The following is a 21128-nucleotide window of genomic DNA, read 5'->3' as shown; positions in this document are numbered from 1 at the left end:
TAGTGGGTTAACGTCCAAAACTACAAAAAATTGTAATAACTAAAATAAAAGAGAATGGCCATTAAAAATGCACTTAAGGCCAACTTTTTGAGCTCAGGATCCAATAAAGCAGGGTTTTTAGTTCTCTTGACTTTTATTCCATGAATTGTTATTGGGAAGAACGCCAACAAACTTAGATATCCCCACCAGTTTTCGGCAGTGCTATTAATAAAAATGAAAAGTACCAAAAAGGCTACCAATAACAATATAATATGATATAATTTGCCCTTTGCAAATCCCATTTTTACGATTAACGTATTCTTCCCGGAGTCCTTATCGGATTGATGATCTCTTAAATTATTCAAGTTGAGTACACCCACACTCAAAAGCCCAATTGTAATGGCCGGTAATATAGAAAAAGCAGGAATACTCTTTATGAACAAGAACATACTGCCCAATACACTTACTAAACCAAAAAAAACAAACACAAATACATCGCCCAAACCATGATATCCGTATGCGTTTTCTCCAACCGTATACTTTATGGCAGCCCATATACTAAGCCCACCCAGTAGCATGAAAAAAATTGCCCATCCCAATTCCTCCCACTTGAAGGAAAAAAACAGTAAGGCAACAACCAATAATACATCTATTACTATAGAAATAACAATACCTCTTTTAAGTGCTCTTTTGGAAAGAAGACCACTCTGCAATGCTCTTTTGGGACCTATTCTATATTGGTTATCGGTACCTTTTATGCCATCCCCGTAATCATTGGCAAAATTAGATGTGATCTGAAATCCAACCGTGGTAAGTATTGCTAACCAAAAAATGACTGCATCCGAATTACCATAAAAAGAGGCCAAGGCGGCACCAATGAGTATACCGGAAATAGAAAGAGGTAGGGTTCTTAATCTTGCAGCGTTTATCCACGCCTTAAACTGGGTCACTACTAATAGGGATCTTCTATTTGAACTCTTTTACCCTCTTTATAGGAGGCCACGAAGGCATCTTCAAAACCTATATCAACCAATTGTTTTCTGAAGGATTGTGCCTCTTCCAAAGTTTCAAAAGTTCCAAGGGAATATGAATAAAATGGATTGGTTTTAACGAACAAAGTGTTAGTCAGAGCTTCTGAGGCCAAAGTAACGTTGTTATCAACAAACGATTTGACTTGGACCGAATAAATCATTTCCTTTTCCAAGAATTTCTTGGCTAAGTAGAATTCCTTTACCAAGCTTAGTTCATCATTTTGTGCCTTCAGGTTATCAATTCTTGATTTGATGGCATCCAAGCTATCTATAGATACAAGAAGATTATTATTTTGTTTGTCCAATGAATTGGAAGTATTTAATCCAGCAGTGAAGGATGTGAGGGCCAACCCACCAATGAGAAAAAAAGCAGTGATTCCAGCAAATATATTCCGCTGTATTTTGCTTCTTTTAAGTTCCTTGTTCTTAAATTTTATCTGGTCTAAAAGGCGTTCGTTAATTATTTGTGCTTTGTCTATATCTTTATGCAGCTCTAAAAGATCACTTTCTTCAATAAAGGGCATATGCTATATTATTTAAGTCTTAATATTACGTTAAATTTAAATAAAAAAAGAGTCGGATTTACACTTCTTCCACTGAGATGAGACAAAAATAGGATTAAAGGTAAACTACACCAAAAATAACCCCACAATATTCAGATTAAAAAATTGATCACCAATGGTTTAATACGCTATTTAAGCATATTTACTAATTAGACAAACGTATACCATTATCTTCCAGTTTTACCTTTCTCTCCTTATATAAGGTGCCGAGTCCCTTTTTAAAGGTTTTTTTACTCATCTGAAACATATCCCTAATGTCTTCTCGTATCCGACTTATCATGCAATGGTAAAAATCCCCCATTTTCCTTTAAAACATTATATATTTTATTGGCCGCTGGTTCCAATACTTTACTTCCAAGAGGCTGTAACGATATATCGATTTTATTGTCATTTCTTATCTTTTTAACACAACCTGGGATTACATCCCCAATGTTGATGGACTTAAAAACTTCATTAAAATAGACCAGCCCTTTGTGCTTTTCGTTCACTATGACCTCCCACCCTAAATCTGTTTGTCTTGTAATGACCAAATCCACCTCTTCCCATTCCTTTAGATTAAGGTTTTCGTTATTTAAGAATTTGTCCAATTTATTGGAAGCGACCAATCTTCCTGTTTTTTCGTCAAGGTAACAATGGACAATATACCATTGACCCTGTTTCATTTTGCTTCGCTGTTCCCTGAACGGTACTAATAAATGCTTTTCCAGTCCCCAGTCCATAAATGCGCCAAATTCATTTACCTCAGCAACTTGCAACAGTCTAAATTCACCCAGCATGATATATGGCTCTAGGGTCGTGGCCACTGGTCTTTCATCATAATCCAAATAACAGAAAACCTCTACACCCTCCCCAATTTCATAAGATTCTGGAACATATTTGTTGGGCAAAAGAACATCATTACCCTCTTCATCCCCTAGAAATAGCCCCACACTGGTATCCCTTAAAATTTTTAAGTTGTTTTTTCTACCTATCTCAATCATCTTACAAAATTACACGAATTAGAAAAGCGGCAACAAAAACTTAATGAAATAAAAAAGGATCGTTTCAAAGAACCGGTCCTTTAATTTTTTTATAAAAACTCTTAATAAACAGATGCTTTGTTAAAATGCTTGCATAGCATATAATACACAACAGCTCTATGCTTATTTCTGTTGGCAGAGCCATATTTGTCCATTACAGATTTGATAGCCTCCATTAACTGAGGTTCATCGCTAAGACCTAATTTTTTAATCAAGTAATTATTTTTTACAGTCTCAAGCTCCTTTTCATCACCTCCCGACACTTTGGAGGCGTCCAGGTTATAAATAGATGGTCCTAAACCTACAGTTACTTTGGTAAGCAAATCCATATCAGCAGTTTCGCCAAATTTATCTTTGATGTCAGCTGCGTATTTTTCAATAAGCTCGTCTCTTTTACTCATAATTTGTAGTGTCTTAAAATGTTAATAGTTAATATTTTCCCTAAGATATGAAATGAAAATAATCTGTCAAAATTTTATTGTTCAACTGTCGGGGAGTATGAATCTCCAAAAGTCTCGGAAAATCAGACTGTCCATAGAAATTGATCAACTCTCTTTGTAATTCATCTTCATTAAAAACAGCACTGTATTCAATCTTAAACATTTCACATAACTTGGATGCGTTTAACTCATGCTTGGTTTCAAAAAACCGTTCATAGGTTTCCGTGTCTTTTCGGCCGGGTAAAATTCTGAAAATACCGCCACCTGCATTGTTTATCAATACAATTCTAAAATCCTTTCGGATATGGTCGTTCCATAGCGCATTGCTATCATAGAAGAAACTAAGGTCCCCTGTAATCAATAAAGTTGGGGATTTGCCATAAACCGATGCTCCCAAAGCCGTTGACGTACTACCATCAATTCCACTGGTGCCCCTATTGCAAAAAACTTTTAAGGATGGATCTAATTGAAACAATTGAGTATACCGTATGGTTGAACTGTTTGCCAAATGCAATTGATAATTATTAGGAATTGACTTTAACACTTTGTCAAAGACAATAAAATCCGAATACGGAATTTGTTCAATATATGTAGCCCTCCTATCTCTATAATTGTGCCTTATTTTATTCCATCTTTCAAAATAGCTAGAAGTAGTACTATTACCTAATGGCGTGTACATCTTTTTAAAAAATTGGTTAGGTGATTCCTTATAATGCCATTTTAGACAAAAGAACGTATCATTGGCCCTTGAAGTGCCCACATGCCAATGATGTTTTGGCGTAAACTCCCTCAAAAAAGCCTTTATCTTTTTGGAAACCACATGTCCGCCAATTGTAATTAAAATTTCACGGCCTTAAATCTTCAAATAATAACTGCCTATTACTGCTCAACTCTATCGGAGCCAATATAGAATCAATGCTATTAAAAAAATAGGGATGATGCACGTTGCTGGTTGTTTCCGTAAACACAATCACAGAGGGATCTTCACCTAGTATTTTTACAAACTCATGTTCGAGTTGACCTGGATCGTTAACTCCAACCAGCACCATTTTTCTTTTGGCATGCTGCCATAAACTTAAAGCCTCCGTTGTATTCTTTTCCTCATTTTCAATTCTACCTTGGATGGGTTCCGGTAGCACTAATTCCATCTCCTCAATTGTATATAAAGATTCTTCAAAAGGGACATTGATATGGACTGGAAGGTTATCCTGAATCGTAGTGGTCAATGCTTTTTTTAATTCATCTTGATTAAAAATACGAACGTTTTCCTGCTCCTTTTCAAGGTCCTTCTCAATAACCCATTCAGGCCGATACCTCTCAATCCTTTCCGTTGCGTGCGTGAGGTCTTGTCTCAAGTTGGCCGAATAGCCAATGTGCCTTTCATATACATGGTCCTGTCGAATAGTTTGCCCGTCCCCAATATCGATTTTATAGGAGGGTCTATCCGCAGAAATGACCACCAGTGGTATTTCGCTGTAATAGGCTTCCGCAATCGCCGGATAATAGTTTAATAAGGCACTACCCGATGTACATATCAAAGCTACTGGCTTATGTAAATTTTGGGCCATACCTAATGCAAAAAAGGCCGCACAACGCTCATCTACAATACTAAAACAGCGAAAAAAGGAATCATTTGTAAAGGAAAGCGTCAAAGGTGCATTTACGGAACCGGGAGAAATAATAATGTCTTTAATCCCATTAGCTTTACAATGCCCAATAATGGATTGGGCTACGGGTATATTGGAGTATTTCATCAACTACAAAAATAAGGCCTCTTACTGTCAAAAACCAATTGGTTTACACTTAATCGGTAATTACTTTTAAAATGGTTTTGCTTTTATTCTCCGTCTCTTCCCATTCCTTCCTAGGATCTGAATCTGAGGTTATCCCTCCGCCTATAAATAAGGTCGCCAACGGATCATCCAATTTCATACATCGCAAATTGACAAAAAGTTCAGTTGAATTTAATATGGATCTATATACCCCGTTTTCCTTATTTCTTGGGTTGGTGTTTCGTTCTACTCCACTCCTCAGGTTTAATTCCCCTAAATAGCCCGTATAAAACATTCGGTCATATTGTTCATTTTCCAAAATGAACGTTTTGGCCTTCTCCTTAGGAATTCCACAGACCGCCGGTGTCGGGTGTAAGGATTTTATTAATTCTGCCAATTTTCCGAGCTCAAAATGTCCGGAAATTTTGGTTCTCAAATGCCACAATTGCCCGGCCATTGTAGTCTCCAGGTTACCGATTTTCAAGTCCGTCGTTTTACCTCTTAAAGCCTCTAGTATATAATCTGTAACCAATTGTTGTTCATATATTTCCTTCGGCCCCAATCAGGAACATCCTGTTCTTTGCCAACAACCTGTGTGCCTGCAAGGGACATGGTCACAAAGGCATTTCCCCTACTTTTCAATAAAATTTCAGGAGTGGCCCCTAACCAAGTGCCTATCTGTGGATGATACCATACATAACATAAGGCATTTTCATAGGTATTGATCAGTCTTTGAAATATTGTAATGGCCGAAACCGAAACATAGACTTCCTTTTTTCTTGAAAGCACCACTTTTTTAAGCTCATCTTCCTTAATGGCATCGATGGCCTTTGAAACCATCATTTCATAATTTTTAGAATCAGTATGTTCCCCTGTAGGCGAATCTTTTAAGACGCTTTTTTTTCAGTATCGAAAGTTTCGGTGCATACCTCATCCGCCTTCATCAAGATAGGTTTCATATGATTGTCAAATGGGGCAAAGACGAAACCACTTTCACTAAAATCAGAGACAGAATGAAGGGTTGCATTCTTCTGAAAAATACCATTAACATCAAATTCCCTTGGCTTTTTATAGAGTACAAATGGAAGTTTTTGCTCCATATGACTTTGGGCTTTATCGAAAATAGAAAAGACCATTTTACTTTTTTGGCAAAGCAATCGTGGTCAATTTACAAACGGATATGAGTTGATTCTGCCCGTTGGTAATCCTAATGTCCCAAACCTGAGTGGTTCTGCCCTTATGGATAAATGAAGCTTTGGCATAGACAAACCCCTCCTTTACACTTTTCACATGATTGGCAGAAATTTCAATGCCTCTTACAAAATACTCCGCTGCATTTAAAAATATATAGGAAGCCATGCTCCCAACGCTTTCAGCCGGAGCGACAGTGGCACCTCCGTGAAGTACACCATCAGGTTGATGTACCTTGGGAGATACCGGCATTTTGGCTATTAGAAAATCCTCGCCTACATCCACATAGGTGATTCCCAAGGTTTCCATTAATGTATTCTTAGAAGAGCTATTGCAGACTTCAAGTATCTTATCTTTGTGTTCGCCCATTTTCCTTTTTTATGTAAAATTAAGGAATAGAATACCAAGAGGTAAAAACAAAGACGATTGATTTATGGAAACCGAAATAAAACACGTTCAATATCAACATACCAATACCTATGAAACGTTAAATAGCCTAGATCCTAAAACCAAAAATGTTTGGTTGATTTTTCATGGAATTGGTTTTTTGAGCAAATATTTTCTCAAGTATTTTGAGGATTTGGATAAAAATCAAAACTACATCATCGCTCCACAGGCCCCTTCAAAATATTATCTGAACGGAAAATATAGACATGTGGGTGCCAGTTGGTTAACTCGAGTGGACAGGGAGCAAGAAACCTCCAACGTTCTCAACTATATTGAAAAGGTATTGGACAATGAAAATATCCCTGACCGATGCAATTTAATCGTATTAGGCTTTTCTCAAGGGGTATCTATAGCAACAAGACTCATCGCTAAAACAGGATTAAAACCCAAGAAACTGATTTTGTATGCCGGTGGTATTCCGGAAGAATTGACTCCTTCGGATTTTGAACATCTGTTGAAGTATAGAACGGACATTTATTCGGTCGTTGGTTCTAAAGATGAATACATCAATGCTAAACGATTAGAAGAAGAAACCAAGAAATTAATCACTTTGTTTAAAGGAAAGGCTAAACAAATTACTTTTGAGGGAGGGCACGAACTGAAAAAAGAAATCATTAATTCCTTTGCCAACTGACATGGAAATTATTTTGGAAAACGATAGGGTAAAACTTTTGCCACTCACATTGGAGAATTATCAAAATCTGATACCAATAGCCTCTGAAAAGAAATTGGTTCAGTACTCCCCATCCGATATCGAAACTCCGGAGGCATTAAAAAATTATGTCATTACAGCCTTAGAACAGCAAGACCAAAAAACTAGCATTCCATTTATAATTTTTGACAGAGCGGCTGAAAAATTTGCCGGCAGCACACGCTACATGAATGTCAATTGGAAAAATAAAGTCCTACATATAGGATCTACTTGGATTGGTAAGGAGTTTCAAGGAACAGGCCTAAATACAGAGATGAAACAATTAATGTTAAACTATGCCTTTACCAATTTGGATTTTGAGAAAGTAGAGTTTAGGATAGATGAACGAAATATTAGGTCCGGAAAAGCGGTAGAAAAACTTGGGTGCACATTGGAAGGTATTCTTAGAGAGGACGTATATCTCCTAGACGGATTTAAGCGAAATACCTGTTGCTATGGTCTGTTACGGGATGAATGGAAAATGATTTCTAATTGAATCAGTTCAATTCTTTCTGCCCGTAATAGGTTATTTTTCTTGTTGTGTATGAATTTTCAGGGGTTACAATTTGCTTTACCCAATTGCCACCTTCCCCTTTATCGTATTGATATAAATATTCCTTTTTATCCAAAATATTTTCACCTCTTTGAATCTCTTCTATTAACATCCCATTTTTATCATAATCAAAGGTTGTCCTAACGGTCGGCACAAATTTCTTGGATTGCGCATCAAACTCGAACTCTTGTTGGGCAAGTAATTTTCCATCTGTATCGAACACCTCTTCGTAGGCTTTATTGGCCTCTCCCTTAAGATACTCCTTTGTGAGTACGATTTTTTGCTTGTCGCCGTTTTTTGTTTGAAAGGATGTCCTTATCGATTTTAAAGGTACATCGTTCAATAGATAGGTAATAGTGTATTCTCCTTTATATTTCTTGTATTCCACCAATGTCTCATCGGTTCCTTCATTATTCGTCCGAACCATTTTTGTTAAATCACCCTTATCATCGTAGTTGTAGACATACTGGTCTAAAAATTCCTTATCATAAGAGAATATTTTTTCAGTTATTATAAGGTTTTCGGTGGTATCCAATTCAAAAAAATGAGCAATCGAAGTAGCCGGGTCAAACTTATTATCCCTATAAGTTTCGGATCGTTTTTCTATCAAAAGACTATCCCTGTATTTGTAATACATTACGTCATAGTCCGCTTCATTGTAGCGAGTAACCAACTTGGTGAGTAAACCCCTTTTATTAAAGTCATATTCCTCTTTGCCATATTTTGTACTGACCGAGACATGTTTTTACACTGTCCTTTAAATCAAAATCGGATACTGTAAAGATTCTAACCTCTTGGGCAAAAAAAGAATATGGAAGGGCCAGTAGCATCCACAAAAAGATATTGGAGTATTTTTTTAACATATCACAAAATTAATTCAATTACTTGCCCAAACAAATTACATTCCAAAATAAAAAAGGAGCGATTTCAATCGCCCCTTTCTATCATCAAGAGATATATTATTATCTCTTTATTTTACTTCTTCTAAGTCTATCCTTCATCGCCGCTCAGGACAAGCTACTTGACTTCTTCGAAGTCTACGTCTTCAACGTTATCGCCTTCCGTAGCACTTCCGCCATCAGCAGTAGGTTCTCCTTGTGCCGGTTCTCCTCCCTGCTGTGCCTCAGCTTGGGCTTTGTACATTTCCTCCGAAGCCACTTTCCAAGCCTCGTTGATTTTATCCAAAGCAGGTGCAATTAGAGCTACATCCTTAGCTTCATATGCTGCCTTAAGCTCAGTAAGTGCTTCTTCAATTGGTTTTTTCTTGTCATCGGACAATTTATCCCCAAACTCCGATAGTTGCTTTTCTGTCTCGGAATATCATTCCATCGGCCTCGTTCAACTTATCAGCTTTTTCCTTCGCTTTTTTATCACTTTCCGCATTAGCTTCGGCTTCAGCCTTCATCTTTTTGATTTCTTCCTCCGTCAATCCGAGAAGATGCTTCAATCCTTATATCCTGGGATTTTCCAGTTGCCTTATCCGTTGCAGAAACTTTGATGATACCATTGGCATCAATATCAAAAGTTACCTCAATTTGCGGCGTACCTCCGGGCGCTGGCGGAATTCCATCTAAGTGAAACTTACCAATGGTTTTATTATCGGCTGCCATAGGACGCTCACCTTGAAGTACATGGATTTCTACCGAAGGCTGATTATCTGCAGCTGTGGAAAACACTTGTGACTTCTTCGTTGGGATCGTTGTGTTGGCCTCGATCAATTTGGTCATAACACTCCCCATAGTCTCGATTCCGAGGGACAATGGAGTAACATCCAATAACAATACATCCTTTACATCTCCTGTCAATACACCACCTTGGATAGCGGCACCAATGGCCACAACTTCATCCGGGTTAACGCCTTTAGAAGGTTTCTTGCCAAAGAATTTCTCAACAGCTTCCTGTACCGCAGGGATTCTCGTAGAACCACCTACCAAAATAATCTCATCAATATCGCTTTTTGAAAGTCCTGCAGATTTCAAGGCAGTTTCACAAGGCTCAATTGTTCTTTTTACCAAATCCGCGATCAATTGCTCGAATTTAGATCTGGTCAACGTACGTACCAAGTGCTTTGGCCCCGTTGCAGTGGCCGTAACATATGGTAAATTGATTTCAGTTTGAGCTGAAGATGACAATTCGATTTTTGCTTTTTCAGCAGCCTCGCGTAATCTTTGTAGCGCCATGGAATCGTCGCGTAAATCCAAACCTTCTTCGGCCTTGAATTCTTCTGCCAACCAATCTATAATTTTTTGATCGACATCGTCACCTCCCGGATGCGTATCCCCATCGGTAGCCAACACTTCAAAAACGCCGTCTCCCAATTCTAAAATGGATACATCGTGTGTACCACCACCGAAGTCAAAAACCACAATTTTTTGATCGGTATCCTTTTTATCCAATCCATAAGCCAATGAGGCAGCTGTCGGTTCATTGATAATACGCTCAACTGTTAGACCGGCAATTTCACCCGCTTCCTTTGTGGCTTGCCTCACGGGAATCGTTAAAGTAAGCCGGTACAGTAATTACCGCACGTGTAACATCCTGTCCCAAATAATCCTCCGCAGTTTTCTTCATTTTTTGAAGAATCATTGCAGACAATTCCTGAGGAGTATACAAACGTCCATCGATATCCACTCTTGGCGTATCGTTATCCCCTTTTGTTACTTTATATGGAACCCTTTTTGCCTCTTTTTCCGATTCGGAAAATTTATTCCCCATAAATCTTTTTATGGAGTAAATAGTTTTATTAGGATTGGTTACCGCCTGTCTTTTCGCAGGATCACCAACCTTTATTTCACCGCCCTCAACAAAAGCTATTACGGACGGCGTTGTTCTTTTCCCTTCTGCGTTTGGAATTACTACTGGCTCATTACCTTCCATCACGGAGACACAGGAGTTGGTAGTACCCAAATCTATTCCAATAATCTTACTCATTTTATATGTTTTAAAATTTAAGTGCTTAATTTTTCAATCATCTTCTAAATGACAAACAATATGCCAAGGGATAAAAACTGACAGGATGTCATTTATTCAATTAAATGACTATTCTCATTGGACACCAATTAAATCAAATGCGAAAACAATTATCACCTCAATCTAACTTTGTACATTAGTAATAGACTTTTTAAAGAATAATGTTACAAAGAGAAAGCATTAGCATTTTTGACATGCTCAAAATTGGCATTGGTCCTTCTAGCTCCCACACCTTGGGACCTTGGAGAGCGGCAGAAAGATGGATCAAAGAACTTAAAGAAGAAGGGCAATTTGACAAGGTGGTCTCAATTTCGGTTCACGTATACGGTTCACTTTCACTAACTGGTAAAGGACATGCCACAGATTACGCCATCATTCTAGGATTATTGGGTACCGACCCCGAATCCATACCCATAGAAAACATCCATGGACTAGTCGACGCGGTAAAAAGCTCCTGTAAGTTAAATTTTGGTGGGACTAAAATCTTAAGCTTCAACCCGAGAAAATGATATTGTCTTCCATAAAAAATTTCTGCCCTTCCATGCCAATGGATTAAAATTTAATGCTAATCTGGTTAGTGGTAAAAAAACCTCCAAAACATATTATTCAATTGGAGGAGGATTTGTGGTAGTCGAGGAACGAAAAAATGCCAAAAAAAAGAATAAAGTCTTTAACAATTTTCCTTACCCTATTGAAAACGGAGCTGAGCTATTGGAGGTCTGTAACAAAAATTCCAATATTATATCCGAAATAGTTTTGGAAAATGAAAAATCATTAAGATCCGATGAAGAAATTGATCATGCTATTAGCAGGGTTTGGAACACCATGTTAGAGTGTATGTACACCGGATGCCATACCGAAGGAAAATTACCTGGCGGGCTCAATGTAAAACGAAGGGCATTTGAGCTGCATGAAAATCTTAAGGGCGACCTCCCCTATTCCAATCCGGAGGAATGGTTACAAACAATCAGACAGACCGAGGTCAAATTCAGACAAATCTTGCAATGGGTAAGTTGTTTTGCACTTAGTGTAAATGAAGTGAATGCCTCTTTAGGAAGAGTTGTGACCGCACCTACCAATGGAAGTGCAGGTGTAATACCCGCAGTTTTAATGTACTACTTGGTCATTGAAAACCATGCGGGTAATTTTGAACACATAAAACAATTTCTATTAGTGGCCGGGGAAATTGGAAGCATCTTTAAAAAAGGAGCGACCATCTCTGCTGCTATGGGCGGTTGTCAGGCCGAAATAGGAGTTTCCTCTGCTATGGCGGCAGGAGCTTTAACAGAACTACTGGGTGGGACTCCGAACAAGTACTCATGGCCGCGGAGATAGCCATGGAACATCATTTGGGCCTTACCTGTGACCCCATAGGTGGCCTCGTCCAAATTCCATGTATAGAACGAAATTCTATGGGAGCCATCAAGGCCATTAATGCGGCAGAGTTGGCATTGGGATCGGATCCATCAGAAGCGAAGGTACCCTTGGACAAGGTGGTACAAACCATGTGGGAAACGGCCAAGGATATGAGTTCCAAATACAAAGAAACTTCTGAAGGAGGATTGGCCGTTGGTGTTTTTCTAAGCGATTGCTAGTAGAAAAATTATAAACAAATGAAGAACCTAATTTCGGAACGTGTTGCCGATTTTTTAAAAAACTACCCTCCTTTTAATATTATGGAGGAAAAGTTATTGGAGGATTTATCCCAACAAGTTTCCATTATTTATAAAGAAAAGGGAAGTTTGGTTTTTTCATTGAACGAAGAGGCTCACCCACATTTCTATGTAGTGCACAAAGGGGCTATCGAACTCAATAATCCAAATATAAAATCAATAATGGATTATTGTGACGAGGGTGATATCTTTGGTCTTAGACCTTTGATTGCCAAGGAAAACTACAAATTGGAAGCTAGGGCTTATGAAGAGTCCATTCTTTACGCCATTCCTATTGCCATTTTCAAACCTATCACCGAGTCCAATCAGCGCGTGTCGAACTTTTTAACCGAAAGTTTCGCCTCCAATACAAGAAATCCATATAACCGAGACCCGAAACTTAGAAAAAATAGGCATATCTGCAAGTTTAAATACTCAGGGCAATTTGGTCATTGATGATTTTCAACCTGTCCGCTATTCTAAAAAATTAATCACTTGCGGATCGAAAACCACAATTCAAAAGGCTGCTGAACGAATGACAAAAAGCCGCATTGGGTCTATATTGGTCTGTAAAAATGAGCTACCTATAGGCATAGTCACAGATAAAGATTTAAGAAACAAGGTAGTCACCGGAAAGTTTCCCATTACTTCCAGCGTTAAAAACATAATGTCTTCCCCAGTTATCACTTACCCGGAAAAAATGACGATTGCCCAGGCACAAATGGCCATGATGAAAAATGATATCAGTCATCTTGTGTTGACCAAGGACGGCACCGTTAATAGTAAACCCGTAGGAATTCTATCCAAAAATGACATTATGGTTTCTCTAGGAGATAACCCAGCCGTAATAGTAAAGGCTATCAAACGGGCTAAAAAAATCAAGCAGGTAAAGGAACTTCGTAAAAGTATCATGATGCTTTTACATAGTTATTTGGGACAAAATCTCCCCATGGCCTTGACCTCTAAGATAATTTCCGAATTAAACGATACCTGTATTAAACAAGTAATAGAAATCTGCTTGGAAAGAATGGAGGTACTGCCTCCTGTTAATTTTGCCTGGCTGGCACTGGGTAGTCAGGGTCGTGGTGAACAACTGCTCCATACCGATCAAGACAATGCTTTGGTTTTCGAAGATGTTCAAGAAGAGCAATTGCCCAAGACAACAAAATATTTTTTAGAGCTTTCTAAAAAAGTGACCAAAGGACTTAACAAAATTGGGTATGAATATTGTCCAGCGGATATGATGGCATCCAATCCTAAGTGGTGCCTAAGTGTACAGGAATGGAAAAACAAAATATCCTATTGGATCATCAATCCGGGCCCCAATGAAGTACTGATGTCTTCCATTTTTTTCGATTACAGCTTGTCTTATGGCCATAAGGATTTGGTAAATGAGATGTCCGATTATATTTTTGACAATGTTACCAAATACCCTATTTTCTTAGTCCATATTGCCAATGGAGCTTTGCAAAGTCCATCTCCCTCAGGCTTCTTTAGGTCATTTTTGGTTGAACAGGACGGGCAGCATAAGGACTTTTTCGATTTAAAAAACAGGGCATTAAGACCTCTCATTGATGCCGCTCGAGTACTCATTCTATCTCACTCGGTCAAAGGAATTAGCAATACTTGGGAACGATATGAAAAGTTGGCGGAACTGGAACCCAACAATCGGGATTTATATCTCGGCCTGTTCCTATGCCACGAAGGCATTATTGAAATTTAGAACCAAACAGGGATTGCTCCACCATGATTCCGGTAGATATATTGAATTGGAATCCTTGACAAAGGAAGAAAAAATGAAACTTAAACGAACCTTTAAGGCCATTAAGGAGATTCAGGACGTGATTTCCATACGCTTTAAGGTTTCCAATATTTTGGGCTGATGGGTATCTTTAACCGTTCTTCAAAATATCCCGATTATTGGCAAACATATGCCGCACTTTTTAAGAAGCCCTTGCCAAAAGAATTCGATGAGCTAACCTTTGTGGTTCTTGATACTGAGACAACAGGATTCGACAAAATGAATGACCGTATACTGTCCATCGGTGCACTAAAACTAAAGGGCCACAATATTCAAGTGAATGAAATTTTGGATGTCTACTTACAACAGGAGGCATTTAACAAAGAAAGTGTTCCCATTCATGGAATACTCAGGAATAGCAAGCAGGATTGCATTTCGGAGGAAGAAGCAATCCAAAGGTTTCTAAAATATGTGGGAAATCATATCCTAGTGGCACATCACGCTGGTTTTGATATCGGAATGATTAATAGTGCCCTTAAAAGATTGGATCTGCCGAAACTAAAGAATATTTATTTGGACACTGGCGTTTTATTTAAGAAAACTCTCATTAAATCCTATTTGGTTCAACCTAAAGAACATTATTCTTTAGATGATTTAACCGAGAAATTTTCAATTTCCAAAAAAGACAGGCACACGGCCCTAGGAGACGCCTATATCACAGCCATAGCCTTTCTAAAAATTTTATCAAAATTAAAGGAGAAAAGAGAACTCTCACTTAAAAACCTGAGATAATCAGTTTTTATTTAGATACTCCAATATGTTCTTTTCAATTCTTTGATGGATGTTTTCAGTATCGGCCTTTTGAAATGTTTCACCAGTGATGTTCTCGTACAATTCAATATAGCGTTCCGAAACGGATTCTATGTACTCATCTGTCATTTCGGGAACCTTTTGACCTTCTAATCCTTGAAAACCATTTGAGATAAGCCATTGCCTCACAAATTCCTTTGACAGTTGTTTTTGAGGTTCATTATTATCCTGTCTTTCCTGGTAGCCTTCTGCATAAAAATATCGTGAGGAATCGGGCGTATGAATCTCATCAATCAATACAATTTTCCCATCCTTGGTTTTACCAAACTCATATTTGGTATCCACCAAAATAAGACCACGATTAGCAGCAATTTCAGTACCGCGTTGAAATAAAGCTCTCGTATATTTCTCCAATACCTCATAATCCTCCTTGGAAACGATACCCCTTTTTAAAATATCATCGCGGGAAATATCCTCGTCATAGTCCCCCATTTCTGCTTTGGTCGCAGGAGTAATAATTGGTGTCGGAAACTTATCGTTTTCTTTTAGACCCTCCGGCATGGGAACTCCGCACAGTACTCTTTTTCCAGCCTTGTATTCCCTAGCAGCGTGACCTGATAAATATCCTCGAATAACCATTTCTACCTTAAAGGGTTCGCATGCATGTCCTATGGCCACATTGGGATCTGGCGTGGCCGTCAACCAATTTGGAACGATATCCGATGTAGAAGCCATCATTTTGGTAGCAATTTGGTTTAGAATTTGCCCCTTGTATGGAATCCCTTTCGGCATTACAACATCAAAGGCAGAAAGACGATCTGTGGCAATCATGATAAGCATATCATCCTCCAAGGCATATACTTCCCTAACCTTACCTTTATAAACACTTTTTTGTCCCGGAAATGTAAAATTGGTATCAAAAATGGTATTCGACATGCATTTTAGTTTTGATGTTCTATTGTTTTATAGGCATCTATCACTTTCTTTACCAATTTATGGCGAATGACGTCCTTATCGTCCAAATATATAATTTCGATGCCCTCCACATTTTGTAATATCAACAAAGCCTCCTTTAGTCCGAGAAATAGTTCTTCCGGGTAAATCTATTTGTCCCGGATCCCCTGTAAGTAAAAACTTGGCATTTCTTCCCATACGGGTCAGGAACATTTTCATCTGCGCATGGGTCGTGTTCGGGCCTCATCCAAAATTACGAATGCATCGTCTAGGGTCCTTCCTCGCATGAAGGCCATAGGTGCAATTTGTATAGTACCATTTTCAATATAATGCGCTAACTTTTCAGCGGGTATCATATCTCTAAGGGCATCATATAAAGGTTGCATGTAGGGATCCAATTTTTCCTTCAGGTCACCTGGTAAAAAGCCAAGATTTTCCCCGGCCTCAACAGCAGGTCTAGTCAAAATAATTCTACGTACCTGCTTTTCCTTCAATGCCTTTACCGCCAACGCCACTCCGGTATATGTTTTACCAGTACCAGCAGGATCAATGGCAAATACCATATCATTTTTCTTTGCCGCATCCACCAATCTACGTTGATTCACGGTTTGTGCCTTAATCAATCTGCCACTTACACCATGGATCAATGTTTCCCCACTATTTTCGGGGCCATGGTAATCCTTGGAATCCTCGCTCATTAGAACTCGTTCTATACTATTTTCATCTAGCTTATTATACTTCACAAAATGCTCCGTAAGCATATCAAAGCGCTTATCGAATTCCTCGAGTTGGTCTTCGTCACCATAGGCTTTTATTTTATTGCCCCGCGCGACAATTTTTAATTTTGGAAAATATTTTTTTAGAAGTTCTATATTTTCATTTTGTTGCCCAAAAAACTCTCTTGGACTTACTTCGGTGAGTTCTAGTACGATTTCGTTCAAACAGTGGGATTTTGAAGATTTTAATTCCGCCAAGTTTAATTTCGCTCGGCTATTTTTTTGTTTAATTTTGTACATCAAATTTAAGTAAAAATTAAGTTTGCCTAACCAAAAACATATCAACATTGCTGCATGGCAATCATTACCCTCACTACCGATTTTGGATTGAAAGACCACTTTGTTGGGGTATTAAAAGGATCCATTTATAGCGAATTACCCGATGCCAAAATTGTTGATATTTCCCATAATGTGGCTCCCTTTAACATACAAGAGTGTGCCTACATACTTAAAAATTCATATAATAGTTTTCCAAAGGGTTCCATTCATATAGTAGGTGTCGACTCAGAAGCTACCCAAGAGAATCAGCATATTGCCATATTAATCAACGGACACTACTTTATTAGTGCCAACACAGGGGTCATTGGGCTTATTACTTCAGAAGTAAAACCGGAAAAAATCGTTGAGATTAAAATTCCAGATCCCTTGCATGGTTCCTTTCCTGTTTTAAGCGTCTTTGTACAAGTAGCCTGCCATATTGCCCGAGGTGGTACATTGGAGGTTGTTGGAAAGCCTTTTAACGAACTTAAGGATCTAAGGGAATTTATGCCTCGTATCGTAGACGATGGCAAAAAGATTATAGGTAGTGTTATCTACATTGACAATTATGGCAACGTGGTGACCAACATTCAAAAACATCTTTTTGAAGCCTACAGAAAAGGACGGGATTTTGAACTTTTGGTGCGGAACCATAAAATCAAAAAGATACACAAGGCCTATAATGATATTATCGATTATTCCGTTGAAAAAAGTAAACGAAAAGGTGATGGTGACCTTTTGGCTCTTTTTAATTCATCTGAATATATTGAATTGGCCATTTACAAAAGTAACCTTAAAACTGTAGGGGGTGCGGCCACACTTTTGGGACTGGATTATAGGGATACTATCATTATAGATTTTCTTTAAACAGAAATGTATTATCTCCAATAGGCCATTTTCGTATTTGGTGATTGAACACTTAGGGAAACCAGAATACTGTTTCAAACATCTTTATAGTTAATAACTCCATTTACGTTTTTGTATAAAACGGTTGCTTAACCCCAGTAAAATGGTTAATTCAAGATAGACCACCTCATACTAGACTGTTGATAAGTTTGTTTCCTATAAATATCCTTTTAAAATATCTTTGTTTGATGGCAAAAGCGGCAACCTATTGGGTATTTTCCTAAAGGTTAAGAAAGCTTTTGAGATTGAAACAAAACCGAGAACGACCAATGAAATTTATTGTCTCCAGTACCTATTTATTAAAACAACTTCAAATATTGGGCGGTGTTATTAACAATAGCAACACCCTTCCAATTTTGGACAATTTCCTGTTTGATCTCAACAAAGATAAATTGACAGTGTCGGCATCAGACTTAGAGACCACCATGAGCTCTGTTTTGAATGTGGATTCCGATAATGAAGGAACTATCGCAGTTCCGGCTAGGTTACTTTTGGACACTTTAAAGACTTTTCCCGAGCAACCCTTGACATTTATAGTTGCAGATAATAATACCGTAGAAATCAGCTCAAACCATGGTAAATACGCCCTGGCCTATGCAGACGGGGCAGAGTTCCCCAAAGCTGTAGAGCTTTCCAGTCCCAGTTCAACGACTCTATTAGGGGATATTTTGGCTACTGCCATTAACAAAACAATTTTCGCTGCGGGTAATGATGATTTGCGTCCGGTAATGAGTGGGGTGTTTTTCCAGTTTTCACCGGAAAGTTTAACTTTTGTGGCTACTGATGCGCATAAATTAGTAAAATATCAAAGAGAGGACGTTACCGCATCAGAGGTTGCTGAATTTATCATGCCCAAAAAGCCCCTCACATTATTGAAAGGCATTTTGGCAGGAAGTGAATCCGATGTGTTAATAGAGTACAATGACAGTAATGCAAAATTTACCTTTGACGATACCGAACTTATTTGTCGATTAATTGATGGCAAGTATCCAAATTACGAAGCGGTTATTCCAAAGGAAAACCCTAATAAACTAACAATAGCTAGAAGTCAGTTTTTAAGCTCTGTAAAAAGGGTATCTATATTCTCCAATAAAACTACACATCAAATTCGGCTTAAGATTGCTGGGGCTGAATTGAATATTTCAGCGGAAGATCTTGATTATTCCAACAAGGCGGAGGAACGACTGACTTGTTCCTATCAGGGTGATGATATGCAAATTGGGTTCAACTCTAGATTCCTTGTGGAAATGTTGAACAACTTGGGATCTGACGAAGTCTCACTGGAGATGAGTTTACCCAACCGAGCAGGAATTCTAACACCTATAGACGGTTTGGACGAAGGGGAAAATATTACCATGTTGGTAATGCCGGTTATGCTGAACAATTAAAATTAAATATCCAACCCATAAAAAGAAAAGGGGAGCCAAATTGGCTCCCCTTTGTTTTGTATTTAATTCTGTTATGAGATAAACCGTATCGTTCCAAAGTAACTGGGCGGCTCGCCATTAGCGGCTTTTACTGCATTGACTATTGGCATTACAAACGACAAGATTCCCGCGAAAATCAAGAGTAATATACCAGCTCCCGAAGTAAAATGCTCGGAATACCAATTATTACATACAATATTAAACTAAGTTGAAAATTGATGATTGCCTTTCCGTGTTGGTGCATACCAATGACGGAATCCTTAGTACTAAGCCATATTACTAAAGGAACTATGAGTCCTCCAAATCCAGTTATGTAATCCAAGAATTGGCTTAAATGTGCTACCACTAGAAGATTTTTGTCTTCCCTAAGTGCTATATTTTGATTTACTACTTCCATTTCTGATTGATTTTAAGATGAATAACTACCAATAGGACGCAAAAAAGTGTGATTTGTTACAAACCGAATATCTATTTCTTTCGCTCTAGTTTTTCCAATTTTTTAGATTCCTTCAGGAGCTTGGTATTCAACTTTTCTATTTTATCCCTTAATCTTTCAATATCATTCGGAGAAAGCTTACCCTTATCCGTACCCTTTTCAATTTTCCTATTTAGGGATTTTATCTGCTTTTCATATTTGTCAATATCCTTTTCAGTGGACGAGATTTCTTTTTTTAATTTCTCCACCTCTTTGGCTACTTCACCTAACCGAGCCTCCTTTTTGCCCTTTTTTTCCTTTTTATCTACCTCTCTCCTAACCGCCTTTAGTTCTCTAGCCTCTTGTTTTCGTACGGAATTTTCTGATTCTGTGGTTCCATCCTGGGCGCATAAGATAACGTTGGATACCAATAAAAGAAAAATGTAAATAAAACCGATTTTCATATTTGAACTTATTTTTTCTTTTTAGCTGAATTTAAAAATAAATGCCCTCATTCGAAAATCAAGGGAAGACTACTTTCTAATTGATTATTTTTGCAGCATGAAAAGAGACGAAACAATAGTAGCATTGGCAACAGCCTCAGGAGCTGGAGCCATTGCCGTTATTAGAGTTTCGGGAAGGGATGCCATCTCCTTAACGTCCAAACTTTTTAAATCTGTAAGTGGGAAGAACCTAAATAAGCAGAAAACCCATACTATACATTTGGGCCATATTGTTGATGGTGTAAAAGTATTGGACGAAGTATTGGTCTCCATTTTTAAGGGGCCATATTCGTACACGGGTGAAAATGTTGTAGAAATTTCCTGTCATGGTTCACCCTATATTCAACAAGAAATCATCCAACTTTTTCTAAGAAATGGTTGCCGAATGGCCGAAGCAGGAGAGTTTACCCTGCAGGCATTTTTAAATGGCAAGATGGACTTGAGTCAGGCCGAAGCCGTTGCCGATCTAATTGCCTCGGATAATGAATCCAACCATCACATAGCCATGCAGCAGATGCGTGGGGGGTTCAGTAACGAAATCCGAATTTGAGGAAACAATTGTTAAACTTTGCTTCACTGATTGAGTTGGAACTAGACTTTTCCGAAGAGGATGTTGAGTTTGCGGATCGTACTCAGTTTAAATCTCTAGTCAATCGCATTCAAGAAGTATTGAAGAGACTCGTCAATTCATTTGCCATGGGCAATGTCATCAAAAATGGTATTCCCGTAGCCATAGTGGGCGAACCCAATGTAGGCAAATCCACACTTTTAAACGCATTACTGAATGAAGAACGGGCTATAGTTTCGGATATTGCCGGTACCACTAGGGACAGTATAGAAGATGAAATTACAATTGGTGGAATAGGATTTCGGTTCATCGATACGGCGGGTATTAGGGAAACAGAAGATGTCGTAGAAAGTATAGGTATTAAAAAGACTTTTGAAAAAATAATACAATCACAAATAGTCATTTTATTGGTGGATGGAAGTACCTTGACTAAAGTTGATTCCTATGGAGCTATATTAAACA

23 protein-coding genes and 5 pseudogenes are annotated in these 21128 nt (G+C 38.2%); 10 read left to right on the top strand and 18 right to left on the bottom strand.

Annotated features, from left to right (window positions below; all coding sequences use genetic code 11):
* Positions 1 to 20: 20 nt before the first annotated feature.
* The 10 genes and pseudogenes from menA to NYZ99_RS07495 form a co-directional block, all read right to left on the bottom strand.
* A complete protein-coding gene (gene menA / locus NYZ99_RS07535) occupies positions 21 to 929 on the bottom strand; it encodes a 1,4-dihydroxy-2-naphthoate octaprenyltransferase (protein WP_260574697.1) in 909 nt (302 codons plus the stop codon).
* A 2-nt stretch (positions 930 to 931) separates the two neighbouring features.
* The gene (locus tag NYZ99_RS07530; RefSeq protein WP_260574696.1) at positions 932 to 1534 is read right to left on the bottom strand and encodes an SPOR domain-containing protein; all 603 of its coding nucleotides are present in this window, start codon (positions 1532 to 1534) and stop codon (positions 932 to 934) included.
* A gap of 184 nt (positions 1535 to 1718) precedes the next feature.
* A pseudogene (locus NYZ99_RS07525) lies at positions 1719 to 2553 on the bottom strand (CvfB family protein).
* 101 nt (positions 2554 to 2654) lie between these two features.
* Positions 2655 to 2993 carry a DUF2853 family protein gene (locus tag NYZ99_RS07520; RefSeq protein ID WP_260574695.1) on the bottom strand — a complete coding sequence of 113 codons (339 nt, stop codon included), beginning with the start codon at positions 2991 to 2993 and terminating at the stop codon, positions 2655 to 2657.
* Positions 2994 to 3033: 40 nt separating this feature from the next.
* Entirely contained in the window at positions 3034 to 3852 is an 819-nt protein-coding gene (locus NYZ99_RS21570; protein ID WP_338039379.1) for a hypothetical protein, read from the bottom strand.
* Positions 3853 to 3877: 25 nt separating this feature from the next.
* A complete protein-coding gene (locus NYZ99_RS21565; RefSeq protein ID WP_338039378.1) occupies positions 3878 to 4786 on the bottom strand; it encodes a thiamine pyrophosphate-binding protein in 909 nt (302 codons plus the stop codon).
* A 49-nt stretch (positions 4787 to 4835) separates the two neighbouring features.
* Positions 4836 to 5336 carry a chorismate-binding protein gene (locus tag NYZ99_RS07510; protein ID WP_260574693.1) on the bottom strand — a complete coding sequence of 167 codons (501 nt, stop codon included), beginning with the start codon at positions 5334 to 5336 and terminating at the stop codon, positions 4836 to 4838.
* Entirely contained in the window at positions 5315 to 5647 is a 333-nt protein-coding gene (locus NYZ99_RS07505; RefSeq protein WP_260574692.1) for a chorismate-binding protein, read from the bottom strand. The genes NYZ99_RS07510 and NYZ99_RS07505 overlap by 22 nt, the downstream gene beginning before the upstream one ends.
* A gap of 44 nt (positions 5648 to 5691) precedes the next feature.
* Complete coding sequence (locus tag NYZ99_RS07500; RefSeq protein ID WP_260574691.1) at positions 5692 to 5940, bottom strand: hypothetical protein; 249 nt, start codon at positions 5938 to 5940, stop codon at positions 5692 to 5694.
* Between the two features lies 1 nt (position 5941).
* Entirely contained in the window at positions 5942 to 6364 is a 423-nt protein-coding gene (locus tag NYZ99_RS07495) for a PaaI family thioesterase (RefSeq protein WP_260574690.1), read from the bottom strand.
* Between the two features lie 64 nt (positions 6365 to 6428).
* Here NYZ99_RS07495 and NYZ99_RS07490 point away from each other — a divergent pair, with 64 nt between their 5' ends.
* Together NYZ99_RS07490 and NYZ99_RS07485 are read left to right on the top strand one after the other, a co-directional pair.
* Positions 6429 to 7076, top strand: coding sequence for an alpha/beta hydrolase (locus NYZ99_RS07490; protein ID WP_260574689.1), 648 nt, complete (start codon positions 6429 to 6431; stop codon positions 7074 to 7076).
* A 1-nt stretch (position 7077) separates the two neighbouring features.
* A complete protein-coding gene (locus tag NYZ99_RS07485; protein WP_260574687.1) occupies positions 7078 to 7629 on the top strand; it encodes a GNAT family N-acetyltransferase in 552 nt (183 codons plus the stop codon).
* A gap of 1 nt (position 7630) precedes the next feature.
* On the opposite strand, the gene NYZ99_RS07480 is transcribed toward NYZ99_RS07485, so the two are convergent.
* The 3 genes and pseudogenes from NYZ99_RS07480 to dnaK form a co-directional block, all read right to left on the bottom strand.
* Positions 7631 to 8359, bottom strand: coding sequence for a hypothetical protein (locus tag NYZ99_RS07480; protein WP_260574686.1), 729 nt, complete (start codon positions 8357 to 8359; stop codon positions 7631 to 7633).
* A gap of 28 nt (positions 8360 to 8387) precedes the next feature.
* Positions 8388 to 8549, bottom strand: a complete 162-nt coding sequence (locus NYZ99_RS07475; RefSeq protein ID WP_260574685.1) for a hypothetical protein — start codon at positions 8547 to 8549, stop codon at positions 8388 to 8390.
* 154 nt (positions 8550 to 8703) lie between these two features.
* Positions 8704 to 10617: pseudogene (dnaK, locus tag NYZ99_RS07470) on the bottom strand (molecular chaperone DnaK).
* Positions 10618 to 10817: 200 nt separating this feature from the next.
* On the opposite strand from dnaK, the pseudogene NYZ99_RS07465 reads away from it, so the two are divergent.
* The 5 genes and pseudogenes from NYZ99_RS07465 (at position 10818) to NYZ99_RS07445 (ending at position 14841) form a co-directional block, all read left to right on the top strand.
* Positions 10818 to 12251 (top strand): annotated as a pseudogene (locus tag NYZ99_RS07465) (L-serine ammonia-lyase).
* 18 nt (positions 12252 to 12269) lie between these two features.
* Positions 12270 to 12764 (top strand): Crp/Fnr family transcriptional regulator, encoded by a 495-nt coding sequence (locus NYZ99_RS07460; RefSeq protein ID WP_260574683.1) that lies wholly within the window; start codon positions 12270 to 12272, stop codon positions 12762 to 12764.
* 79 nt (positions 12765 to 12843) lie between these two features.
* Positions 12844 to 14031: a DUF294 nucleotidyltransferase-like domain-containing protein gene (locus NYZ99_RS07455; protein WP_260574682.1), complete on the top strand. Its 1188-nt coding sequence runs from the start codon at positions 12844 to 12846 to the stop codon at positions 14029 to 14031.
* Positions 14021 to 14191 carry a putative nucleotidyltransferase substrate binding domain-containing protein gene (locus NYZ99_RS07450; protein ID WP_260574680.1) on the top strand — a complete coding sequence of 57 codons (171 nt, stop codon included), beginning with the start codon at positions 14021 to 14023 and terminating at the stop codon, positions 14189 to 14191. Before NYZ99_RS07455 ends, NYZ99_RS07450 begins: the two co-directional genes overlap by 11 nt.
* Positions 14191 to 14841 (top strand): 3'-5' exonuclease, encoded by a 651-nt coding sequence (locus NYZ99_RS07445; RefSeq protein ID WP_260574679.1) that lies wholly within the window; start codon positions 14191 to 14193, stop codon positions 14839 to 14841. Before NYZ99_RS07450 ends, NYZ99_RS07445 begins: the two co-directional genes overlap by 1 nt.
* On the opposite strand, the gene NYZ99_RS07440 is transcribed toward NYZ99_RS07445, so the two are convergent.
* Positions 14842 to 15795: a phosphoribosylaminoimidazolesuccinocarboxamide synthase gene (locus NYZ99_RS07440; RefSeq protein WP_260574677.1), complete on the bottom strand. Its 954-nt coding sequence runs from the start codon at positions 15793 to 15795 to the stop codon at positions 14842 to 14844.
* Between the two features lie 5 nt (positions 15796 to 15800).
* Positions 15801 to 16754 (bottom strand): annotated as a pseudogene (locus NYZ99_RS07435) (PhoH family protein).
* A gap of 129 nt (positions 16755 to 16883) precedes the next feature.
* On the opposite strand from NYZ99_RS07435, the gene NYZ99_RS07430 reads away from it, so the two are divergent.
* On the top strand, positions 16884 to 17714 hold the full coding sequence (locus NYZ99_RS07430) for an SAM hydrolase/SAM-dependent halogenase family protein (RefSeq protein WP_260574675.1): 831 nt from the start codon (positions 16884 to 16886) through the stop codon (positions 17712 to 17714).
* Positions 17715 to 18022: 308 nt separating this feature from the next.
* Positions 18023 to 19141, top strand: coding sequence for a DNA polymerase III subunit beta (gene dnaN / locus NYZ99_RS07425; RefSeq protein WP_260574674.1), 1119 nt, complete (start codon positions 18023 to 18025; stop codon positions 19139 to 19141).
* A 71-nt stretch (positions 19142 to 19212) separates the two neighbouring features.
* Here dnaN and NYZ99_RS22840 read toward each other — a convergent pair whose 3' ends face one another.
* From NYZ99_RS22840 to NYZ99_RS07415, 3 genes are all read right to left on the bottom strand, one after another.
* Positions 19213 to 19290, bottom strand: a complete 78-nt coding sequence (locus tag NYZ99_RS22840) for a hypothetical protein (protein ID WP_420845218.1) — start codon at positions 19288 to 19290, stop codon at positions 19213 to 19215.
* Between the two features lie 26 nt (positions 19291 to 19316).
* The gene (locus tag NYZ99_RS07420) at positions 19317 to 19577 is read right to left on the bottom strand and encodes a DUF4870 domain-containing protein (RefSeq protein WP_420845193.1); all 261 of its coding nucleotides are present in this window, start codon (positions 19575 to 19577) and stop codon (positions 19317 to 19319) included.
* Positions 19578 to 19648: 71 nt separating this feature from the next.
* Positions 19649 to 20059, bottom strand: coding sequence for a hypothetical protein (locus tag NYZ99_RS07415; RefSeq protein ID WP_260574673.1), 411 nt, complete (start codon positions 20057 to 20059; stop codon positions 19649 to 19651).
* A 97-nt stretch (positions 20060 to 20156) separates the two neighbouring features.
* On the opposite strand from NYZ99_RS07415, the pseudogene mnmE reads away from it, so the two are divergent.
* Positions 20157 to 21086, top strand: a pseudogene (gene mnmE, locus NYZ99_RS07410) (tRNA uridine-5-carboxymethylaminomethyl(34) synthesis GTPase MnmE); the annotation flags it as partial.
* Between the last annotated feature and the right edge of the window lie 42 nt (positions 21087 to 21128).

The organism is Maribacter litopenaei (assembly GCF_025244665.1).
Classification (GTDB): domain Bacteria; phylum Bacteroidota; class Bacteroidia; order Flavobacteriales; family Flavobacteriaceae; genus Maribacter; species Maribacter litopenaei.
This window is presented reverse-complemented; position numbering and strand designations above follow the sequence as displayed.

What these genes read in the sequence shown, in the direction of transcription:
- NYZ99_RS07445 (WP_260574679.1), top strand. Translation starts at nt 14,191, where the DNA reads ATGGGTATCTTTAACCGTTCTTCAAAATATCCCGATTATTGGCAAACA.
- NYZ99_RS07485 (WP_260574687.1), top strand. Translation starts at nt 7,078, where the DNA reads ATGGAAATTATTTTGGAAAACGATAGGGTAAAACTTTTGCCACTCACA.
- NYZ99_RS07475 (WP_260574685.1), bottom strand. Translation starts at nt 8,549, where the DNA reads ATGTTAAAAAAATACTCCAATATCTTTTTGTGGATGCTACTGGCCCTT.
- NYZ99_RS07460 (WP_260574683.1), top strand. Translation starts at nt 12,270, where the DNA reads ATGAAGAACCTAATTTCGGAACGTGTTGCCGATTTTTTAAAAAACTAC.
- NYZ99_RS07505 (WP_260574692.1), bottom strand. Translation starts at nt 5,647, where the DNA reads ATGATGGTTTCAAAGGCCATCGATGCCATTAAGGAAGATGAGCTTAAA.
- NYZ99_RS07455 (WP_260574682.1), top strand. Translation starts at nt 12,844, where the DNA reads ATGACAAAAAGCCGCATTGGGTCTATATTGGTCTGTAAAAATGAGCTA.
- NYZ99_RS07415 (WP_260574673.1), bottom strand. Translation starts at nt 20,059, where the DNA reads ATGAAAATCGGTTTTATTTACATTTTTCTTTTATTGGTATCCAACGTT.
- NYZ99_RS07500 (WP_260574691.1), bottom strand. Translation starts at nt 5,940, where the DNA reads ATGGTCTTTTCTATTTTCGATAAAGCCCAAAGTCATATGGAGCAAAAA.
- NYZ99_RS21565 (WP_338039378.1), bottom strand. Translation starts at nt 4,786, where the DNA reads ATGAAATACTCCAATATACCCGTAGCCCAATCCATTATTGGGCATTGT.
- NYZ99_RS07530 (WP_260574696.1), bottom strand. Translation starts at nt 1,534, where the DNA reads ATGCCCTTTATTGAAGAAAGTGATCTTTTAGAGCTGCATAAAGATATA.
- NYZ99_RS07420 (WP_420845193.1), bottom strand. Translation starts at nt 19,577, where the DNA reads ATGGAAGTAGTAAATCAAAATATAGCACTTAGGGAAGACAAAAATCTT.
- NYZ99_RS07520 (WP_260574695.1), bottom strand. Translation starts at nt 2,993, where the DNA reads ATGAGTAAAAGAGACGAGCTTATTGAAAAATACGCAGCTGACATCAAA.
- NYZ99_RS07490 (WP_260574689.1), top strand. Translation starts at nt 6,429, where the DNA reads ATGGAAACCGAAATAAAACACGTTCAATATCAACATACCAATACCTAT.
- NYZ99_RS07440 (WP_260574677.1), bottom strand. Translation starts at nt 15,795, where the DNA reads ATGTCGAATACCATTTTTGATACCAATTTTACATTTCCGGGACAAAAA.
- NYZ99_RS07495 (WP_260574690.1), bottom strand. Translation starts at nt 6,364, where the DNA reads ATGGGCGAACACAAAGATAAGATACTTGAAGTCTGCAATAGCTCTTCT.
- dnaN (WP_260574674.1), top strand. Translation starts at nt 18,023, where the DNA reads ATGAAATTTATTGTCTCCAGTACCTATTTATTAAAACAACTTCAAATA.
- NYZ99_RS07430 (WP_260574675.1), top strand. Translation starts at nt 16,884, where the DNA reads ATGGCAATCATTACCCTCACTACCGATTTTGGATTGAAAGACCACTTT.
- NYZ99_RS22840 (WP_420845218.1), bottom strand. Translation starts at nt 19,290, where the DNA reads ATGCCAATAGTCAATGCAGTAAAAGCCGCTAATGGCGAGCCGCCCAGT.